This window comes from Allobosea sp. WAO, from assembly GCF_001509835.1.
Lineage (GTDB): Bacteria > Pseudomonadota > Alphaproteobacteria > Rhizobiales > Beijerinckiaceae > Allobosea.
This window is the reverse complement of sequence record NZ_JXTJ01000007.1, coordinates 42,881-58,871: the sequence shown is the minus strand read 5'-3', so window position 1 is coordinate 58,871 and position 15,991 is coordinate 42,881. Positions and strand designations below refer to the sequence as shown.

At 64.6% G+C, this 15,991-nt stretch carries 16 protein-coding genes; 8 read left to right on the top strand and 8 right to left on the bottom strand.

Annotation, left to right across the window (positions count from 1 at the left end):
- Positions 1-213: 213 nt before the first annotated feature.
- From DK26_RS12800 to DK26_RS12775, 6 genes are all read right to left on the bottom strand, one after another.
- Positions 214-1,212: an ABC transporter substrate-binding protein gene (locus DK26_RS12800; RefSeq protein WP_066472758.1), complete on the bottom strand. Its 999-nt coding sequence runs from the start codon at positions 1,210-1,212 to the stop codon at positions 214-216.
- Between the two features lie 185 nt (positions 1,213-1,397).
- The gene (locus DK26_RS12795) at positions 1,398-1,697 is read right to left on the bottom strand and encodes a putative quinol monooxygenase (protein ID WP_083533192.1); all 300 of its coding nucleotides are present in this window, start codon (positions 1,695-1,697) and stop codon (positions 1,398-1,400) included.
- Between the two features lie 27 nt (positions 1,698-1,724).
- Positions 1,725-2,453 (bottom strand): transcriptional regulator NanR, encoded by a 729-nt coding sequence (nanR, locus tag DK26_RS12790; RefSeq protein WP_066472756.1) that lies wholly within the window; start codon positions 2,451-2,453, stop codon positions 1,725-1,727.
- Positions 2,454-2,498: 45 nt separating this feature from the next.
- The gene (locus DK26_RS12785) at positions 2,499-3,506 is read right to left on the bottom strand and encodes an ABC transporter substrate-binding protein (RefSeq protein WP_066472755.1); all 1,008 of its coding nucleotides are present in this window, start codon (positions 3,504-3,506) and stop codon (positions 2,499-2,501) included.
- A gap of 44 nt (positions 3,507-3,550) precedes the next feature.
- A complete protein-coding gene (locus tag DK26_RS12780) occupies positions 3,551-4,411 on the bottom strand; it encodes an ABC transporter permease (protein ID WP_157089655.1) in 861 nt (286 codons plus the stop codon).
- A 32-nt stretch (positions 4,412-4,443) separates the two neighbouring features.
- A complete protein-coding gene (locus DK26_RS12775) occupies positions 4,444-5,238 on the bottom strand; it encodes an ABC transporter ATP-binding protein (RefSeq protein ID WP_066473753.1) in 795 nt (264 codons plus the stop codon).
- A 247-nt stretch (positions 5,239-5,485) separates the two neighbouring features.
- Here DK26_RS12775 and DK26_RS12770 point away from each other — a divergent pair, with 247 nt between their 5' ends.
- From DK26_RS12770 to DK26_RS12735, 8 genes are all read left to right on the top strand, one after another.
- Positions 5,486-6,550 (top strand): Ldh family oxidoreductase, encoded by a 1,065-nt coding sequence (locus DK26_RS12770; RefSeq protein ID WP_066472749.1) that lies wholly within the window; start codon positions 5,486-5,488, stop codon positions 6,548-6,550.
- 128 nt (positions 6,551-6,678) lie between these two features.
- Complete coding sequence (locus DK26_RS12765; RefSeq protein WP_198162326.1) at positions 6,679-7,377, top strand: GntR family transcriptional regulator; 699 nt, start codon at positions 6,679-6,681, stop codon at positions 7,375-7,377.
- Complete coding sequence (locus DK26_RS12760; protein WP_066472746.1) at positions 7,374-8,483, top strand: isocitrate/isopropylmalate family dehydrogenase; 1,110 nt, start codon at positions 7,374-7,376, stop codon at positions 8,481-8,483. Before DK26_RS12765 ends, DK26_RS12760 begins: the two co-directional genes overlap by 4 nt.
- Positions 8,480-9,499 (top strand): Gfo/Idh/MocA family oxidoreductase, encoded by a 1,020-nt coding sequence (locus DK26_RS12755; RefSeq protein WP_066472743.1) that lies wholly within the window; start codon positions 8,480-8,482, stop codon positions 9,497-9,499. The genes DK26_RS12760 and DK26_RS12755 overlap by 4 nt, the downstream gene beginning before the upstream one ends.
- Before the next feature lie 65 nt (positions 9,500-9,564).
- Complete coding sequence (locus tag DK26_RS12750; RefSeq protein WP_066472740.1) at positions 9,565-10,581, top strand: TRAP transporter substrate-binding protein; 1,017 nt, start codon at positions 9,565-9,567, stop codon at positions 10,579-10,581.
- 27 nt (positions 10,582-10,608) lie between these two features.
- A complete protein-coding gene (locus DK26_RS12745) occupies positions 10,609-11,130 on the top strand; it encodes a TRAP transporter small permease (RefSeq protein ID WP_066472738.1) in 522 nt (173 codons plus the stop codon).
- Positions 11,131-11,134: 4 nt separating this feature from the next.
- Positions 11,135-12,421 carry a TRAP transporter large permease gene (locus tag DK26_RS12740; protein ID WP_066472736.1) on the top strand — a complete coding sequence of 429 codons (1,287 nt, stop codon included), beginning with the start codon at positions 11,135-11,137 and terminating at the stop codon, positions 12,419-12,421.
- The gene (locus tag DK26_RS12735) at positions 12,418-13,386 is read left to right on the top strand and encodes an SMP-30/gluconolactonase/LRE family protein (protein WP_066472735.1); all 969 of its coding nucleotides are present in this window, start codon (positions 12,418-12,420) and stop codon (positions 13,384-13,386) included. The genes DK26_RS12740 and DK26_RS12735 overlap by 4 nt, the downstream gene beginning before the upstream one ends.
- A gap of 430 nt (positions 13,387-13,816) precedes the next feature.
- Here the strand turns inward: DK26_RS12735 and DK26_RS12730 are convergent, their stop codons facing one another.
- Positions 13,817-14,485, bottom strand: coding sequence for a response regulator transcription factor (locus DK26_RS12730; RefSeq protein WP_066472734.1), 669 nt, complete (start codon positions 14,483-14,485; stop codon positions 13,817-13,819).
- A gap of 273 nt (positions 14,486-14,758) precedes the next feature.
- The gene (locus DK26_RS12725; protein WP_066472733.1) at positions 14,759-15,979 is read right to left on the bottom strand and encodes an ATP-binding protein; all 1,221 of its coding nucleotides are present in this window, start codon (positions 15,977-15,979) and stop codon (positions 14,759-14,761) included.
- Positions 15,980-15,991: the final 12 nt, after the last annotated feature.

Below are 15,991 nucleotides of genomic sequence, written 5' to 3'. Positions count from 1 at the left end.
CGTGCTCCGGAAACATACGCTAGTGGCGCAGTACGCCTAATGAGGCTCAGCTCTCATTACTTTTAAGAGCTTGCGGGCCCTCCTCCTCGCACGACGGCATGCCAAGCTGGGCCCCGCCGCCGAAACTCGCTGGGTCCGCGACCCGGCTGCATCTTGTGTGACTGAGAGGCCAAGCGGTCCCTTTCGCCTGGCCTCTTTCCGTCGTTGCGGGACTTACCGAGCCGTCGCCTCCGGGAACAGCATCTCCTTCTTCCAATCCGCCGGGGCGTTCTTCAGACGGCCGACCTTCCCCATGAAATCGGTGAAAGAGCCGAGATTGAGCACGTCGGTGGTGATGTGCGTCGTCTTGTCGTCGAGGATCGCGACGAGTTCCTCCTTCGAGGAGCGATCCTTCGTCAGGCGCAGATAGGCCTCGGCGGCAGCGCCCTTGTCCTTGCTGACGGTATCGGTCGCTTCCTTGAGAGCCGCGAGGAAGGCGCCATAGAGTTTCGGATTATCCTTGCGGAACTTGCCGGTCGTCGCGATCACGTTGAACGAGATCGGGCCTCCGAGAATGTCGTCGGAGTTCATCAGCGCCCGGATATTCTGGTCCTTGAGCTGGACGTTGGAGAAGGGCGGCGAGGAGAAGTTCGCCACGATCTCGGACTTGCCGCCCAGCATCATCGCAGTGGCATCCGGATGCGAGAGTGAAACGGTCAGGGAGTCGAGCTTCTCGAATTCCTTGTCGCCCCATTCCTTCGCGGCTGCGATCTGCAGAGCGGTCGCCTGCCCGGAGACTTTAACCGCCGGCACGGCGATGCGGTGCTGCGCGGTGAAGTCCTTCAGCGACTTGATGGCGGGATCGCGCACGTTGAGCGTCCAGGCCATGGCGTTGAGGCCGCTGGCGGCGCGGACATCGACATTGTTTCGGGTGCGCGACCAGATCGTGATGATGCCGGTGGGGCCGAGGCTGGCGAAGTCCAGATTGCCGGAGATCAGCGCATCGTTCATGACGTCGCTGGAGCGGAAGGTCGACCAGTCGACCGTGACGTCGCCGAGGCCGGCAGCCTTGGCATGTTTCTCGACGAGCTTTTGATCCTCCATCAGCATCAGCTGGATGTAGCCGAGCCCGTATTGCTTCGCGACGCGCAGCGTCTTGGCCTCCGCCAGGGCGGCCCCGGCCGTGCCGAGCAATGCAAAGGCCGTCGTGGCGGCCAGGAGCAGTCGCTTCATGTGCGTATCCCTTCCTTGGTTCGCCATGGCTGCCTTGCCGGCACACGGCGAGCGTTTCCATCTGGGTCTATGCGGGCGGTTCGGGCCGCCTTCTCGAATGGTCACATCTGGCGTGCGCGGTCGGTTTCCCTCCGGCCGCGCACGCTGGCGGATGAAGCCGTCTTGGAATGTCCGGAAAACGGGCCCTATGGCTCGGCCAGGAGCCCGAGCACCGTCACGGTTTTCTCGGCGACCATCGTCTTGGTCGCCGCGTCGAAGCGCTTGAAATGCTGGCTCGCGCAATGGGCGTCGAAGGCGGCGCGGTCGCGATAGATCTCGTAGAGCAAGATGCAGTCCTGCTCGCCGTCGGGCTGCAGCACATCGAACCGCTCGCAGCCGGGTTCGTCACGCCGCGAAGTCTCGGCGTTCTCGATCATCAGCGGCAGGAAGCCGGCCATGCTGCCGTCAGCGATGCGGAAGCGGACGAGGATGGTGAATTTCGCCATGAATGGTCCTGAGCAAATGGCGGGTGGTCAGAGGTCGGAGGCGTTCCAGTAGAAGTCGCCGACCTCGGCGAGATGAGCGCGCATCGCATCGGCCGCAGCCTGCGGGTTACGGGCGGCAACGGCTTCGAAGATGCGCTGGTGAGCGGCATAAGCGGCCTGCGCCGCGCCGCCGGCCTTGAGCGAGGTGGTGCGCTGTTCGGTCAGCCACTCGGTCAGGCCCAGATGGAGCGCGGTGAAGATCGGATTGCGGGTGATCTCCGCCAGCACGAGATGGAAGGCGACGTCGGTCCGTTCGAAGCCGCGCCCCTGATCGAGCGCGGCGCGGTTGGCGGCCAGCGCGGCCTCGAGCCTGGCGATGTCGTCCGCGGTCGCCGTTTCAGCGGCGAGACGGGCGACGCCGACCTCGAACATGGTGCGCGCCTGCTGGAAGTGGTGCGCCCCTCCGGGCTTCGCCAGGAGATAGCGCGCCAGCCCCGAGAGCTCGCCGATCATCGTGCCGGCGCTGGGCTGCGAGACGCGGGCGCGCTCACCGCTGCTGATGACGATCAGCCCCATGCGCTGGAGCGCGAAGAGCGCTTCGCGGATCGCAGTGCGGCCTACACCGTAAGCCTCCATGAGCTCACGTTCAGCGGGCAGCTGGTCGCCAGGCGCGTAGTGCCCCTCGTTGATCGCGGTTTCCAGCCGTTCGACCACGTCTTCATAGAGCTTGCGGCGCCTGATTGGCCGCCGGTCTGGAATGGTTGCGCCGGCAATCATGCTGGTTTCCTTGACGAGGGTTCTGCTGACCCGACGCGCCCGCGGTCAGCTGCCGGGCAAGGCGTGGACGTCGTCGAAGAACAGGTCCTTCCAATCCTTCGGAGCCGTCTTCAAGCGACCGGTCTGTGCCATGAAGTTCGCCATCTTCATCGTCTGGTGCGGCGTGAAAGTCATCTGGACTTCCGGCGCCGAGATCATCGCGTAGATGTCATCCACGCTTTCCTTGGTCCCGGTCATCCGCTGATAGGTCGCGGCAGCGGCCCGCTTGTCTTTGTTGATCAGCTCGATCGCCTCCTGCAATCCGGCGACGAAAGCTTGATAGGCCTTGGGATTGGCCTCGCGGAAGCGCTTGGTCGCATAGGCGGCGGTGTTGGTGGCCGGGCCGCCGAGCACATCGTAGCTGCTCAGGATCTTTTGGACGCGCTGGTCGCGCTTCTGCTGGTGCTGGAACGGCAATGCCGAGAAATGCGCCGAAATCACGCCGGAGCCGGAGAGCAGCGTCGAGGTCGCCTCCGGATGCGGGAGCGACACTGTCAGCGGATCGAGCTTGGCGTAGTTTTCCGCGCCGAACTCCTTGGCGGCGGCCATCTGCAGCAGCAGTGCCTGGTTGGAGACGCGCACGGTGGTGACTGCGATGCGGTCCTGTTCGGTGAAATCCTTGATGGACTTGACCTTGGGGTTGGTGGTCAGCAGCTCCATCGGCATGTTGACGATCGCGCCGACGCCCTTGACCTCCATGGTCGTGCCCTGGGTGCGCGACCAGAGCGTCAGCAGCGAAGGCACGCCGCCGCTGCCGAAATCCAGCCCGCCGGAAACCAGCCCTTCGGTGATGGCGCCGGGATTGCCGAGCTTCACCCAGGCCACGGTGAGCTCGGGCAGTCCGAGCGCCTTGGCATGCTTCTCGACGAGCTTGCCGTCCTCCATGATCATCAGCGGCAGGCTGCTCAGCCCGTATTGCTGAGCCGCCTTGATCTCCTTGACCTCTGCCTGCGCCTGGCTCGTGGCCAGCAGTGCCAGGCCGGCAGCGGCGGCCAAACCGATAATGCGTTTCACAGCGCTTCTCCCATGTTCATAGCAGTTGCCTTTGTCGGGCCAGATCAGTGCTGCATGCCCCAGCGCTGCACGGTGCGCTTCTCGATGGCGCGGAAAATCACGGACTCGACGAAAAGGCCGATCAGGATGACGGCGAGCAGGCCGGAGAAGACGCGGGCGGTGTCGAGTTCGGAACGCGCCTCGAAGATGTACCAGCCCAGCCCACCGGAGCGGGACGACACGCCGAAGACGAGTTCGGCGGCGATCAAGGTGCGCCAGGCGAAGGCCCAGCCGATTTTGAGGCCCGCGAGGATTGCCGGGAAGCCGGCCGGGATCAGGATGTGGATCACGTAGCGCAGGCCCTTCAGGCCGTAATTGCGCCCGCTCATGCGCAGCACTTCCGGTACCGCGCGGAACCCCGTCAGCGTGTTGAGCGAGACGGCCCACAGCACCGAATGGACGATGACGAAGATCAGCGAGCCGATGCCGAGGCCGAACCAGATCAGCGCGAGCGGCAGCAGGGCGATCGCCGGCAGCGGATTGAACATCGCGGTCAGCGTATTGAGGATGTCCGTCCCGAAGCGGGTCGAGACGGCCACCGTCGTCAGCACTGCCGCCAGCGCGAGGCCTGTGCCGTAGCCGTAGATGAGCGAGCGCATCGAGGTCGCGACACGGTCGATCAGCGTGCCGCTGGAGATATCAGCGACGAAGGTGGCGACCGTTTCGGCGAAGGAGGGAAAGAGAAGAGGGTTGTTGAGCCAGCGGGCGTAGAGTTCCCAGACTATGGCGAGCGCGATCAGGATCGCCACCTTGCGCACGGCTTCATTGTTGACGATGCGTTCCATGGCGGAAAGCGGTCGCGCCACCTCACCGATGCCGCTCGCATCGATCGGCTCGATCTCGAATTCGGGGCGGCGCGCAAGCATCGCGCCCTCACTGCGTCCCAGCGTCGCCATGCTCATGCCTGGGCGTCCTCTTCCTGCCGCTGTGGGCCGAGTTCATGCTCGAAGAGCAGGTTGTGGATCTTGTCCGACAGCGCGCCGAAGGCAGGCGTCCCCACGGTGTCGAAGCCGAGCTGGGATGCGTCGAGTTCGGCCCTGACACGGCCGGGGTGCGGCGACAGCACCAGGATGCGCGAGCCGACGATGATTGCCTCCTCAATGGAGTGCGTCACGAACATCAGGGTGAAGCGCACCTGCTCCCAGAGCTGCAGCAGTTCGTCCTGCATCTTGCGGCGCGTCAGCGCATCGAGTGCGGCGAAGGGCTCGTCCATCAGGAGGATGTCCGGCTCCATCGCCATGGCGCGCGCGATCGCGACGCGCATCTTCATGCCGCCGGACAGCATGTGCGGATAGACGTCGCGGAACTTGGTGAGCTTGACCTTGTCGATGATCGACAGGGCCCGATCCATCGCGTCCTTGCCCTTGAACCGGCCGGCTATGCGCATCGGAAACAGAACATTCTCGAGCACCGTCTTCCACGGCATGAGCTGCTCGAATTCCTGGAAGACCATCATCCGGTCGGGCCCGGGCCCGACGACCTCACGGCCACGCAGCCGGATGTGCCCTTCCTCGGGCGTCATGAAGCCGCCGACGGCCTTCAGCATGGTGGATTTGCCGCAGCCGGACGGGCCCAGGATCACATAGCGGTCCTGCTCGTGCACCGCGCAATCGACGCGGTAGGTCGCCGTCACCAAGTGGTTCGGCGTCTTGTATTGCAGTGTCAGCCCTTCGACTTCGAGCAGCCCGGGCAGGACCGGGGAGGCTTCCCGAGGCGGCGCCTGGCCGCCTGAAGCGCCGGAAAGGCCATGCACCGGCCGCGGTTGCGCAATGGCTGACAATGTCACGCCCTTCTCCCTGATCGTCCTCGCCTGCCGCGCGCTCGCTCAAGGTGGCCGCAGCTTATCTACTGGTCTACGTGTAGACCTGTCATACCAGATATGTCAAACCGCGTGCCAAGGCGTCCGCTGGAGATGCCCGGGAAGCTGGGACAGGAAAGCCATGGATAGCGAGAAGACCGTCATCGTCACCGAGAAGGGGCTGAAAGCCTTCTGTCGGGCGATGTTCACGAAGGCTGGCGTGCCGGAAGCCGAGGCGATCCTGATCGTCGACAACCTCGTCGAGGCCGATCTGCGCAATGTCGCGTCACACGGCGTCGTGCGTCTGCCGATCTATATCCAGCGCATCGAGGACGGCGGTTCCAATCCGCGCCCGCAGCCGAAGGTCATCCGCCAGACCCGGACGACGGCCGTGCTGGACGGCGACAACGGCATGGGCCAGATCGTCGGTGTCCGCGCCATGGAGATCGCGATCGAGAAGGCGAGCGATGGCGACTGCGCCTTCGTCTCCGTCTGCAACAGCAACCATTACGGCGCTGCCTCGCATTATGCCGAGATGGCGGCGAAGGCCGACATGATCGGCCTCAGCTTCACCATCGGCGGCATCAACCACATGACGCCCTGGGGCGGAGCCGAGGCCATCCTCGGCAACAACCCGTTCGCCTTCGCCTTCCCGACGCGGGATGGCTTCCCCGTCGTGCTCGACATGGCCTGCAGCGTCGCCGCGCGCGGCAAGATCATCGTCGCCGCCAAGGATGGCACGCCTATTCCGGCCGATTGGGCGAGCGGCCCGGACGGCGCGCCGACGACAGATCCTGTGGAGGCGCTCAAGGGCTTCGTCCTGCCGGTCGGCGGCCCGAAGGGCTATGCGCTGACGCTCGGTATCGGCCTGCTCAGCACCATGCTGTCGGGCGCCTATTTCGGCTCCGAGGTCACCCACATGTACGAGCAGACGACGACGCCGCAGAATGTCGGGCACCTGTTCGGAGTGCTGCCGATCTCCGCTTTCGAGGATCTCGATCGCTATTACGCGCGGATGTCGAAGGCGATCGCCGATATCCAGGGGACGAAGAAGGCGCCTGGCGTCGAGCGCATCCACCTGCCGGGAGAGCGCGAGCACCTCGCCCTCATGGAACGCCGCCGCAACGGTATTCCGCTCAACGCCGCAGTCTTCGACGAACTCAGCGAGCTCGGTGCGAAATACGGCATCGCGCTTCAGGCGGCCTGACCATGTGAAAGGGCGGCTCGCGCGCACCGCGAGCCGCCGCATCTGCCAGTGCAGGCCGGGGCCTTGCCAAGGCGCGGAATCTGCCCTAACTCTATGCGCATCGATTAACGTATACATTATTGGATGCAATGTATCTGAGCCAGCCTCTCGCGACGATGGGTAGCCGGGCGCCCCGCTCGACCGACACCGTCTATGCGCGGCTGAAGCAGCATATCCTCGACAACCGCTATCCCCCGGGTGCCCAGATCCTCGAAAGTGAGGTGGCAGCCGCGCTGAACGCGTCGCGCACTCCCGTCCGCGAAGCCTTCGTACGGCTGCAGCAGGAGGGGCTGCTCGAGATCGTGCCGCGCCACGGCGTGCGTATCTCGGCGCTCTCTCCCGACGACATGCGGGAGATCTACGAGGTTCTGATGTCGCTGGAGCCGACGGCGGTCGAACTGCTGGCGGCGCGCCGCCCCGACCGGACCGAGCTCGAGAGCCTGATCACCTCCTGCGACGCGATGGAGGCGGCGCTGGCCGGCGAGCCCGATCTCCAGGCCTGGGCCGCGGCGGACGAGGCGTTCCATCTGAACCTCGCACGGCTCTGCGGCAATAAGCGCCTGGCTGCGATGATCATGCAGGTCTGGGACCAGGCCCATCGCGCCCGGATGTTCACCCTGTCGCTGCGACCGCTGCCGGTGCGCTCGACCGAGGAACACCGAGCCGTGCTCGACGCCATACTGGCCGGCGATGTCGAGCGTGCCCGCTCGATCTACCACGCGCATCGCAAGCGCGGCGGCAACGAACTCACCACCATCATCGAAAAACACGGAATTCAAAGGCTATGACGTCCAACTCCTTCCAACTTGCAATGATGCCCGGCGAGGGCATCGGCATCGAAGTCATGGAGGCCGCCGGCGCGGTGCTCGGCGCAGTCGAGAAGCGCTTCGACCTGTCCTTCCGCCAGGAGCACATTCCAGGTGGCGCGCATCACTACAAGGATACTGGCGCGATCCTGCCAAAGGACGGGATTGAGCGGGCCGGTAAGGCCGACGCCATCCTGTTCGGGGCGATGGGCTGGCCCGATATCCGCTTTCCCGACGGCACCGAGATCGCGCCCCAGCTCGATATTCGCATGGCCTTTGGCCTCTATGCCGGCGTTCGGCCGATCCGCGCCATCCCCGGCACGCCGCCGGTGCTCGCTCATGAACGCTGGAAGGACATCGACCTCGTCATCGTGCGCGAGTCGACCGAGGGTATGTTCGCCTCGCGCGGCAAGGGCGAGATCATCGACGACAAGGAGGCCCGGGACACCCAGGTCATCACCCGCAAGGTCACGGAGCAGCTTACAGAGTTCTGCTGCGGGCTGGCGCGGCGTCGCCGCGAAGCGCGCGGCACGCCAGGGCGCGTGACGCTCGTCGACAAGGCGAATGTCTTCCGGTCCTTCGCCTTCATGCGCAAGGTCTTTTATGAAACGGCGGCCAGGCATCAGGATATCGAGGCTCGGCACCATTACATCGATGCGATGGCGCTCGATCTGGTCCGCAGGCCCTGGGATTTCGACGTGCTGCCGACGGAGAACCTGTTCGGCGACATCCTCTCCGACCTCGGCGCCGGCCTGATCGGCGGCATGGGCTTCGCCCCTTCCGCCGATATCGGCGAGTCGCACGGCATGTTCCAGCCGAGCCACGGCACTGCGCCCGACATCGCCGGCAAGGGCATTGCGAACCCGACCGCGATGATCCTGTCCACGGCCATGATGCTGGACTGGCTCGGCGATCGCCATGGCAGCAGTGCGGCGCGCGATGCCGCCCGCGCGATCGAACTCAGCGTCGACCACGCTTTCGGCAAGATGAACCTGCGGACCTATGACATCGGCGGCCGACACGGCACGCGCGATATCGGCAGCACCATCGCCGAGCTGATCAGCAGCGGGGCTGCCGATCCGCAATGACACTGAGGGTCGCCATCGCAGGCTGCGGCTATTTCAGCCGGTTCCACCAGGATGCGTGGAGCCGGATGGAAGGAGCCCAGATTGTCGGCGTCACGGATCGCGACGCCGGGAAGCGCGATGCGGCGGCGGCCTTGTTCAGCGGCGCCCGCGCTTTCGAAGATGCCGAGGCGATGCTGGAGGCCCTGCGTCCTGACCTGATCGACATCGTCACGCCGCCCGGGACGCATCGTGCCCTGGTCGAGGCCGCGGCAAGTCGCGGCGTCAAGATGATCTGCCAGAAGCCGTTGGCGCCGACCTATGACGAGGCTGAGGCGATCGTCGGCGTCGCCGAAAAGGCTGGCGTGATGCTGGCGGTGCACGAGAACTTCCGCTTCATGCCGTGGTTCGTCGAAACGCATCGGCTGATCCAGGGCGGCGCGGTCGGCCGGCCGCTCAACATCACGTTTCGCCTGCGGCCCGGAGATGGCCAGGGCCCCGAGGCCTATCTCTCGCGCCAGCCCTATTTCCAGGCGATGCCGCGCTTCCTGATCCACGAGACCGGCATCCATCTGATCGATGTGTTCCGCTATCTGCTCGGCGAGATCACCGGCGTCTTCGCCCGCCTGCGGCGGATCAATCCGGTGATCAAGGGCGAGGATGCAGGGCTCGTCGTCTTCGACTTCGCCAGCGGGGCGGCCGGGCTGTTCGACGGCAACCGCCATGTCGACCATCCCTCGGACGACACCCGCATGACCAATGGTGTGCTGCTCGTCGAGGGCGATGGCGGCGTGCTGCGCCTCGACGGCTATGGCCGGCTGTTCCTGCGCAAGCTGCGCGGCGAGGAGAGCGAGCATGCTTACGCCTGGCAGGACCGCGGCTATGGCGGCGACTGCGTCTACGGCCAGACCCGGCATGTCGTCGAGCACCTGACCTCGGGCATTCCGCTGGTCAATGACGGCCGCGCCTATCTGCGCAATTTCGCGATCGAGGAAGCGGTCTACCGCTCCGCGGAGGACGGGCGCTTCATCACGATCTGAACCACGAGAAGGCGGCGATCGGAGCCGCCCGGCTGGGCAGGAATGATCAATCCAGGGAGGACATCATGCAGAACAGGCGCAATCTCCTGAAAGCCTCGGCCGCGCTGGCCGGCGGCGCGGTCTCCGGATTTCCCTTCATCGCCAGAGCGCAGAACGCACGCATCTTGCGCTTCAGCCACACCGACACCTCCGTCGGCGCGGCACATGAAGCCGCGACGCGCTTCGCGGAGGCCGTCGAGAAATACACGTCCGGCCGCTGCAAGGTGCAGGTCTTTCACTCCGGCCAGCTCGCGAACGACGCGAAGTCCCTCGATCAGCTCCAGCTCGGCGGCCTCGACTTCGCCCTGACCGGCGTCGTGACCTTCACGCCGCATGTGAAGGATCTCTCGCTGATTGCGCTGCCCTATCTCGCCGAGAACTACGAGCAGGGCTGGAAGCTCTACGACACCTCGAAATTCATCAAGCAGCAGGCCGATCTGCTGCCGGCCAAGGGCATGCGGATCATCGGCAACTGGGAGGCCGGGTTCCGCAGCTTCACCACCAATTTCCCGCTCAACAGCCCGGCCGACGCCAAGGGCAGGAAGCTGCGCATCGCACCGGTCGAGATGATCCGCTGGATCATGGAGTCGATCGGCTTCTCGCCGGTCGTGATGCCGGTGACCGAGGTCTATCTCGCCATCCAGCAGAATACGGTTTCGGGTCAGGAGAACCCGATCGACACGATCTTCTCGCAACGCTTCTACGAGGTGGCGAAGCACGTCACCCTGTCGCAGCATGTCTACTCGCCGCGCTGGCTCGCCATGGCGGAGCGGACCTTCAAGGGGCTGAGCCCGGCCGATCAGGAGGGAGTGCTGAAGGCGGCAAAGGAAGCGGGCGACTGGAACCGCCGCGAAGTGCGCGCCAATGACGACAGGCTGCTGGCGGAAATGACCGCCAAGGGCGCGACCATCGCCAGGCCCGATCTCGCCGCCTGGCGCAAGGCGAGCGAGGGTGCCTATGAGCGGGCCCGCAAGGAGTTCGGCGCGGCGGCGGTCGACCAGATGCTCGGCGAAGCGGCCGAGATCCGTAAGAGCATGAGCTGAGGCCTGGGCTGCGGGACGGAGGCCGGCATGCGTTTTCTCTATCGTCCCGACCTTCCCGAGCCGGCGCCGCTGCGCTGGCTCGGCGATCTGGTCGATTTCGCCGTGACGTTGCTGGCCGCCATGCTGCTCGTCGTGATGTTCGCGAATGTCGCCGCGCGCGTCGCATTGAACAGCGATCTCGCCTGGAACACCGAGTTCGGCGAGTTCGTGCTGCTTTGGGCGACTTTCCTCGGTGGGGCGTCGGCGGCACGCCGGGGCGCCCATATGCGCATCACCGAGTTTACCGAGAAGATGCGGCCGAAGCTGCAGCAGGTCGTCGAGATCGCGACGCGCCTCGGCGTCATCGGACTGCTTTGCCTGCTGATCGGCTACGGCCTCAGCATCACCGAGCGCACGATGGGCCAGGAGCTGACCGTGATGCATGTCCCGATGGGGCTGCAATACCTCGCCATGCCGGTCGGTTCGGCGCTGGCGCTCGTCTTCGTCATCTACGAGACGATCCTGCTCGCCCGCGGCAAGCCGATCCCGCAAGAAGCCTTCCAGGATTGACGCCATGGTGCTCGCGGTCATCTGCGCGGTCTTTTTCGCGCTCGCCCTGCTCGGCATGCCGCTGGTCTGGGCGCTGCTGCTCACGACGGTCGCGACGATCGGGATCTTCGGCCAGGACTACCCGCTCGAGGCGATCTTCCTGTCCTACATTTCCAGCGTCGAGCCGCTGCATCTGGCGGCGATCCCGCTCTTCATCTTCACCGGCGAACTTATCACCAATGGGGGCGTCGGCAGGCGGCTGATCGACTTCGCCCGCTCGCTCCTCGCCTTCATGCCGGGCGGGCTCGGTGTCGTCACGGTCTCGGCCTGCACGATGTTCGGCTCGGTCTCGGGCTCGGCCGTCGCCGACTCGGCGGCCATCGGCTCGATCATGGTGCCGCGCATGGCAGAGCGCGGCTATCCACGCGCCTTCGCCGCCGCCCTTATCGCCGTCGCAGGAACGATCGGCGTCTTGATGCCGCTGTCGATCCCGCTGCTGGTCTACGGCTTCGTCGGCAACGTCTCGATCCGCGAACTGCTGGTCTCCGGCGTCTTCCCGGCCTTCACGCTCGCCTTCGTGCTGATCCTGCTCTGCATCTGGAAGGGGCGTGCGCTCGGCTGCGATCTCGGCGGAGCGATGCCGAGCCGGACCGAGATCTGGAAGAGCTTCGTCGCCATCCTGCCGGCCTCGGGCATGCCGGTCGTCATCCTCGGGGGCATCCTCTCCGGCGTGTTCACGCCGACCGAGGCGGCTTCCGTCGCAGTGTTCTACGGGCTGATCCTGGCACTGTTCGTCTATCGCGAGGTCAAGCCGGCGCAGGTGCCCGGCATGCTGCTGCAGAGCTTCCGCACCAGCGCCGTGGTCATGCTCGTGGTCGGCGCGACGGGTGCGCTCTCTTGGCTGATCACGGTCGAGCAGATCCCCGCCAATCTGGCGCAGGCAATCCTCAACATCGCCGAGAACAAGTATGTCTTTCTGTTCCTGCTGAACCTCGCCCTGATCCTGGTCGGTATCTTCCTCGAGCCGCTGCCTTCGTTGATGCTTACGGCTCCGCTGTTCATCCCGACCGCCAAGGCGTTCGGCATCGATCCGGTCCATCTCGGCCTGATCATGGTTTTCAACCTGGTGATCGGGCTCTACACCCCGCCGGTCGGCGGCACGCTCTTCGTCGCCGCAAAGATCGCGCGCGTCGGCATGGTCGCGATCTCGCGCGAGCTGATCCCGATGTTCGCGCTCGCGCTCTGCGTCCTTTTCCTCGTCACCTATGTCGAGGCGATCCCGATGGCTCTGGTCTGGTTCATGCGCGGATGAAGCTCTCCCTTGCCGATGTTTCCCTGCTCGGTTCCGGGCTCAGCCGGCCGGAATGCGTCCTCGCCACGGCGAAAGGGGACCTCTACACCGCCGACTGGCGCGGTGGCGTCGCCCATCTCAAGCCGGACGGCACGCAGGCGCTCTATACAGGCGTGACGGCAGACCTGCCGGAGGGGCTGCGTCCGAACGGGATCGCGCTCGAGCCCGATGGCTCATTCCTGCTCGCCAATCTCGGCAGCGAGGCCGGCGGCGTCTGGCGCCTGACGCGCGACGGGCAGGTCTCGGCCTTCTGGACGCAGATCGACGGCGTGCCGATCGCGCCGTCCAACTATCTGGTGCGCGACCATCTCGGCCGGCTCTGGCTGACGGTTTCGACGACTCTGGTGCCGCGCGCGCTCGACTATCGCCGCGAGGCACGCAGCGGCTTCATCGCCGTCATGGACGAGAAGGGCGCGCGCATCGTCGCCGACGGGCTAGGCTTCACCAATGAATGCCAGATCTCGCCGGACCGACGCTGGCTCTATGTCAACGAAACCTATGGCAGACGGCTCAGCCGGTTCGCGCTGCGCGACGATTCGAGTCTCGGGCCCAAGGAAGTGGTCTACGAGTTCGGCGAGGGCCAGTTTCCGGACGGGCTGGCCTTCGACCAGGAGGGGCGGGTCTGGATCGCCGGCGTGATCTCGAACCAGCTGATGCGGCTCGACCCGGAGAACGGTCGCTGCGAAATCATGTTGAGCGAGACCGACGCCGCCCATGTCGACTGGGTCGAGGCGGCCTATGCGGCCAACACGCTCGGCCGTCCGCACATGGACACCAATCCATCGACCAAACTGCGCAACCTCTCCAGCATAGCCTTCGGTGGTCCCGACCTGCGCACGGCCTATCTCGGCTGCCTGTTGGGCGACGCGATCGGCGTCGTCAGTTTGCCGGTCGCAGGCATTCCGCCCGTGCACTGGGAATACTGACGCCACGACAGCTTTCGGGGAGATGGCGAAGTCCACTCCTGGCGCATCTCTCCCGGTGCGCGATGGCATGACCTTCTGTCTGCCAAAAGACATAGTTCAGGATGGGCGAATTCAACCGCGGCAGATCAGCTTCGCCTCGAAGGGGGCAGCACGAGAAGGCTTGATGCGCCGGAACATAGCCGCTTGAGCTGGCGTCGGTGAGGAGACAGGACCGATCGAAGCGAACGCGTCGAGGCTCTTCGCCTCTCGCTGCCCACGGGGGCGCACGGCGCTGCCGTCCTGCGTCAGGCCCAGGCTGCACTCCATCTCCGTGTTCTGCCACCGATTCTTCTGGCCGTGACGGCGATGGCTGCGAAGAGATGTCGGCCTAATACCGGGAGCTGATCCACCGCATCGCCCACGCTGGTTGTCACGCCAGTTGGAAGGCGTCTCAGTTCAGCAGGCCGATCCGATCGACATCACGTCCCCTGGCGCCGGCGAGTGGCAGGCTTCTTGCCGCCATCACCAACCCGACGCGGTTGCGGACCCGTAACTTCTGCATCAGGAGGGTCATGTAGTTCTTGATCGTCTTCTCGCTGAGATTCATCTGATTGGCGATCTCGCGATTGGTTCGGCTCTCCAGTAATAATGAAACGATCTGCTCTTCGCGAACGCTTAGCTTTATTCCTGATGTCTTCGGATTGGCGAGTGCTGCGATGACTTTCGTAGCAAATCCTTTTGAGATGTAGGTATCTCCGGCCATGACGGCATCGATTGCTTCCGTCAGGCTTCCCAGCGGGCTACCCTTCAGCACATAGCCGCTGGCCCCGGCCTGCAGTGCATCGATCGCATGGTTAATGCCGGACGATGCCGTGAAGGCAATGACCTTGGTTTCCGGAGAGGTTGTTCGGATCTGTGCTATGCAATCAAAGGCATTACCGGGCATATTCAGGTCGATCATCAGTACATTTGGCTTGTACTCGAGCGCGATCCCGAGCGCATCGGCGCAACAACTGCCGGTGGCAATGACTTTGTACCCGGGACGGCGCGAGAATATCGCCCGAATCCCTTCCAGCAAGGTCGGGTGATCGTCGACAAAGGCGACCGAAACGCTGAGCATCACGCAACCCCCAGCCTAGAGCATAATCTTAACCTATTTGTCAGCGATTACAAACAGCATCGTAAATGCTTGGTTAATCAAGGAATTGCACGTGCAACCTTAACGCCTTCGCCGGAGAGTAACCGAAGACGAACAACGTCTTCAGCCAGTCCTGCCTGCTTCTCGATATGCTGGACGAGACATAGCGCCACCTTTTCCTGCGCCCCGACGAGACGCAAATCTCACGGCCGAAAGAGACGCATCGCAACGGATCTCGCACCACTCGCGCCGGGCTCACAGCCCGCCATGGTCGAGCGGCAGGGATACCTGCACATCGGTGCCCTTTTTCGTCCTCACGATATTCAGCCGTCCCCCGAAAGCCTGGACGCGATTGCGAATCCCGCGATGCCCGAGCTTGGTATGGGACGCCAGCGCTCCCGGCTGGACGGCTGCCTGTGCGCCCTGATCGCTGATCCGCAGCTCGAGGGCATGGTCCCGCACCGCCGCCGCAACCTGTTGTCCGACGCCGCCGGCATGCCGGAAGGCGTTCGTCAGCGACTCCTGGATGATCCGATAGACGCAGATCTTCATGGCAGACGGCAATGTCTGCGGAAGGTCTCCGAGATCGAGCTCGACCTGCGTCGCCGTCGCGCCCTCGTGCCGGTCGCGCGCCAATTCGATCAGCTGACGCGGCGACAGCTCGTCGAGCTCAGGCAAGACGAGGCCGGTCGAGAGATGCCGCAACTCGTCGATGGAATCGCCCAGCGCAGACCTGGCCTCGTCGAGATATCGCGCGAGCGAGCCCTTGCTCTGCCGCTTGTCGCTCCAGATCTCCGCGATCTCGTCGATCCGGAGGCGCGTCAATGTCAGGGCCTGGATCGGCCCGTCGTGAATGTCGGAGCCGATGCGCCCGAGCAGTTCCTCGTTGGCTTCGTTCGCTTCGAGCCGGAGCCGCTCGTTCTGGGAGGCCATATGCTGTGCGTCGGCGATGCGCTCTCTCAGTTCCGCGCGCTGCACCGCGATCGTGAAACTGCCGCGCCGGACGATCAGATAGAGGAAGGCGAGCATCAGCAAGGTCGTCAAGCAGACGACGATCCAGGTCTCTCTCCGGCTGGATCGCAGCTGAGCATCAAGGTCGCTCGCGTCTTCATATATCTCGCCGACCGCGATGACGGACTTCGTCCCTGTCTTGTAGAGCGGCGAGTATATTTCGATCAGAGCCTTGCCGAGACTCTGCTCGTAGGCACTTTCCGCGCTGATCATGTCCTTGAATTCGGCGACGATCTGGCCGCTCGCCGCCTTGGCGACATCCGTCGAGACGAAGTGCTGCCCGATGATGCCCTTCGCCATGTTGGTGTAGATGACTGTCGCGTCAGGTCGCCATATCTTCACCGAGACGATCCGCTTCGCGACGGTCTCGCCCCCGAACAGCCGATCCAGACGCTGCTGCGTTTCGATGGGCATGGTGCCGTCGGGCAGAAGGTTCTGCACCTCCGCCTCGAGAAAGCTGACCATCAAGTCGGATCC

What these genes read in the sequence shown, in the direction of transcription:
- DK26_RS12800 (WP_066472758.1), bottom strand. Translation starts at nt 1,212, where the DNA reads ATGAAGCGACTGCTCCTGGCCGCCACGACGGCCTTTGCATTGCTCGGC.
- DK26_RS12795 (WP_083533192.1), bottom strand. Translation starts at nt 1,697, where the DNA reads ATGGCGAAATTCACCATCCTCGTCCGCTTCCGCATCGCTGACGGCAGC.
- nanR (WP_066472756.1), bottom strand. Translation starts at nt 2,453, where the DNA reads ATGATTGCCGGCGCAACCATTCCAGACCGGCGGCCAATCAGGCGCCGC.
- DK26_RS12780 (WP_157089655.1), bottom strand. Translation starts at nt 4,411, where the DNA reads ATGCTTGCGCGCCGCCCCGAATTCGAGATCGAGCCGATCGATGCGAGC.
- DK26_RS12770 (WP_066472749.1), top strand. Translation starts at nt 5,486, where the DNA reads ATGGATAGCGAGAAGACCGTCATCGTCACCGAGAAGGGGCTGAAAGCC.
- DK26_RS12765 (WP_198162326.1), top strand. Translation starts at nt 6,679, where the DNA reads ATGTATCTGAGCCAGCCTCTCGCGACGATGGGTAGCCGGGCGCCCCGC.
- DK26_RS12760 (WP_066472746.1), top strand. Translation starts at nt 7,374, where the DNA reads ATGACGTCCAACTCCTTCCAACTTGCAATGATGCCCGGCGAGGGCATC.
- DK26_RS12755 (WP_066472743.1), top strand. Translation starts at nt 8,480, where the DNA reads ATGACACTGAGGGTCGCCATCGCAGGCTGCGGCTATTTCAGCCGGTTC.
- DK26_RS12750 (WP_066472740.1), top strand. Translation starts at nt 9,565, where the DNA reads ATGCAGAACAGGCGCAATCTCCTGAAAGCCTCGGCCGCGCTGGCCGGC.
- DK26_RS12745 (WP_066472738.1), top strand. Translation starts at nt 10,609, where the DNA reads ATGCGTTTTCTCTATCGTCCCGACCTTCCCGAGCCGGCGCCGCTGCGC.
- DK26_RS12740 (WP_066472736.1), top strand. Translation starts at nt 11,135, where the DNA reads ATGGTGCTCGCGGTCATCTGCGCGGTCTTTTTCGCGCTCGCCCTGCTC.
- DK26_RS12735 (WP_066472735.1), top strand. Translation starts at nt 12,418, where the DNA reads ATGAAGCTCTCCCTTGCCGATGTTTCCCTGCTCGGTTCCGGGCTCAGC.
- DK26_RS12730 (WP_066472734.1), bottom strand. Translation starts at nt 14,485, where the DNA reads ATGCTCAGCGTTTCGGTCGCCTTTGTCGACGATCACCCGACCTTGCTG.
- DK26_RS12725 (WP_066472733.1), bottom strand. Translation starts at nt 15,979, where the DNA reads ATGGTCAGCTTTCTCGAGGCGGAGGTGCAGAACCTTCTGCCCGACGGC.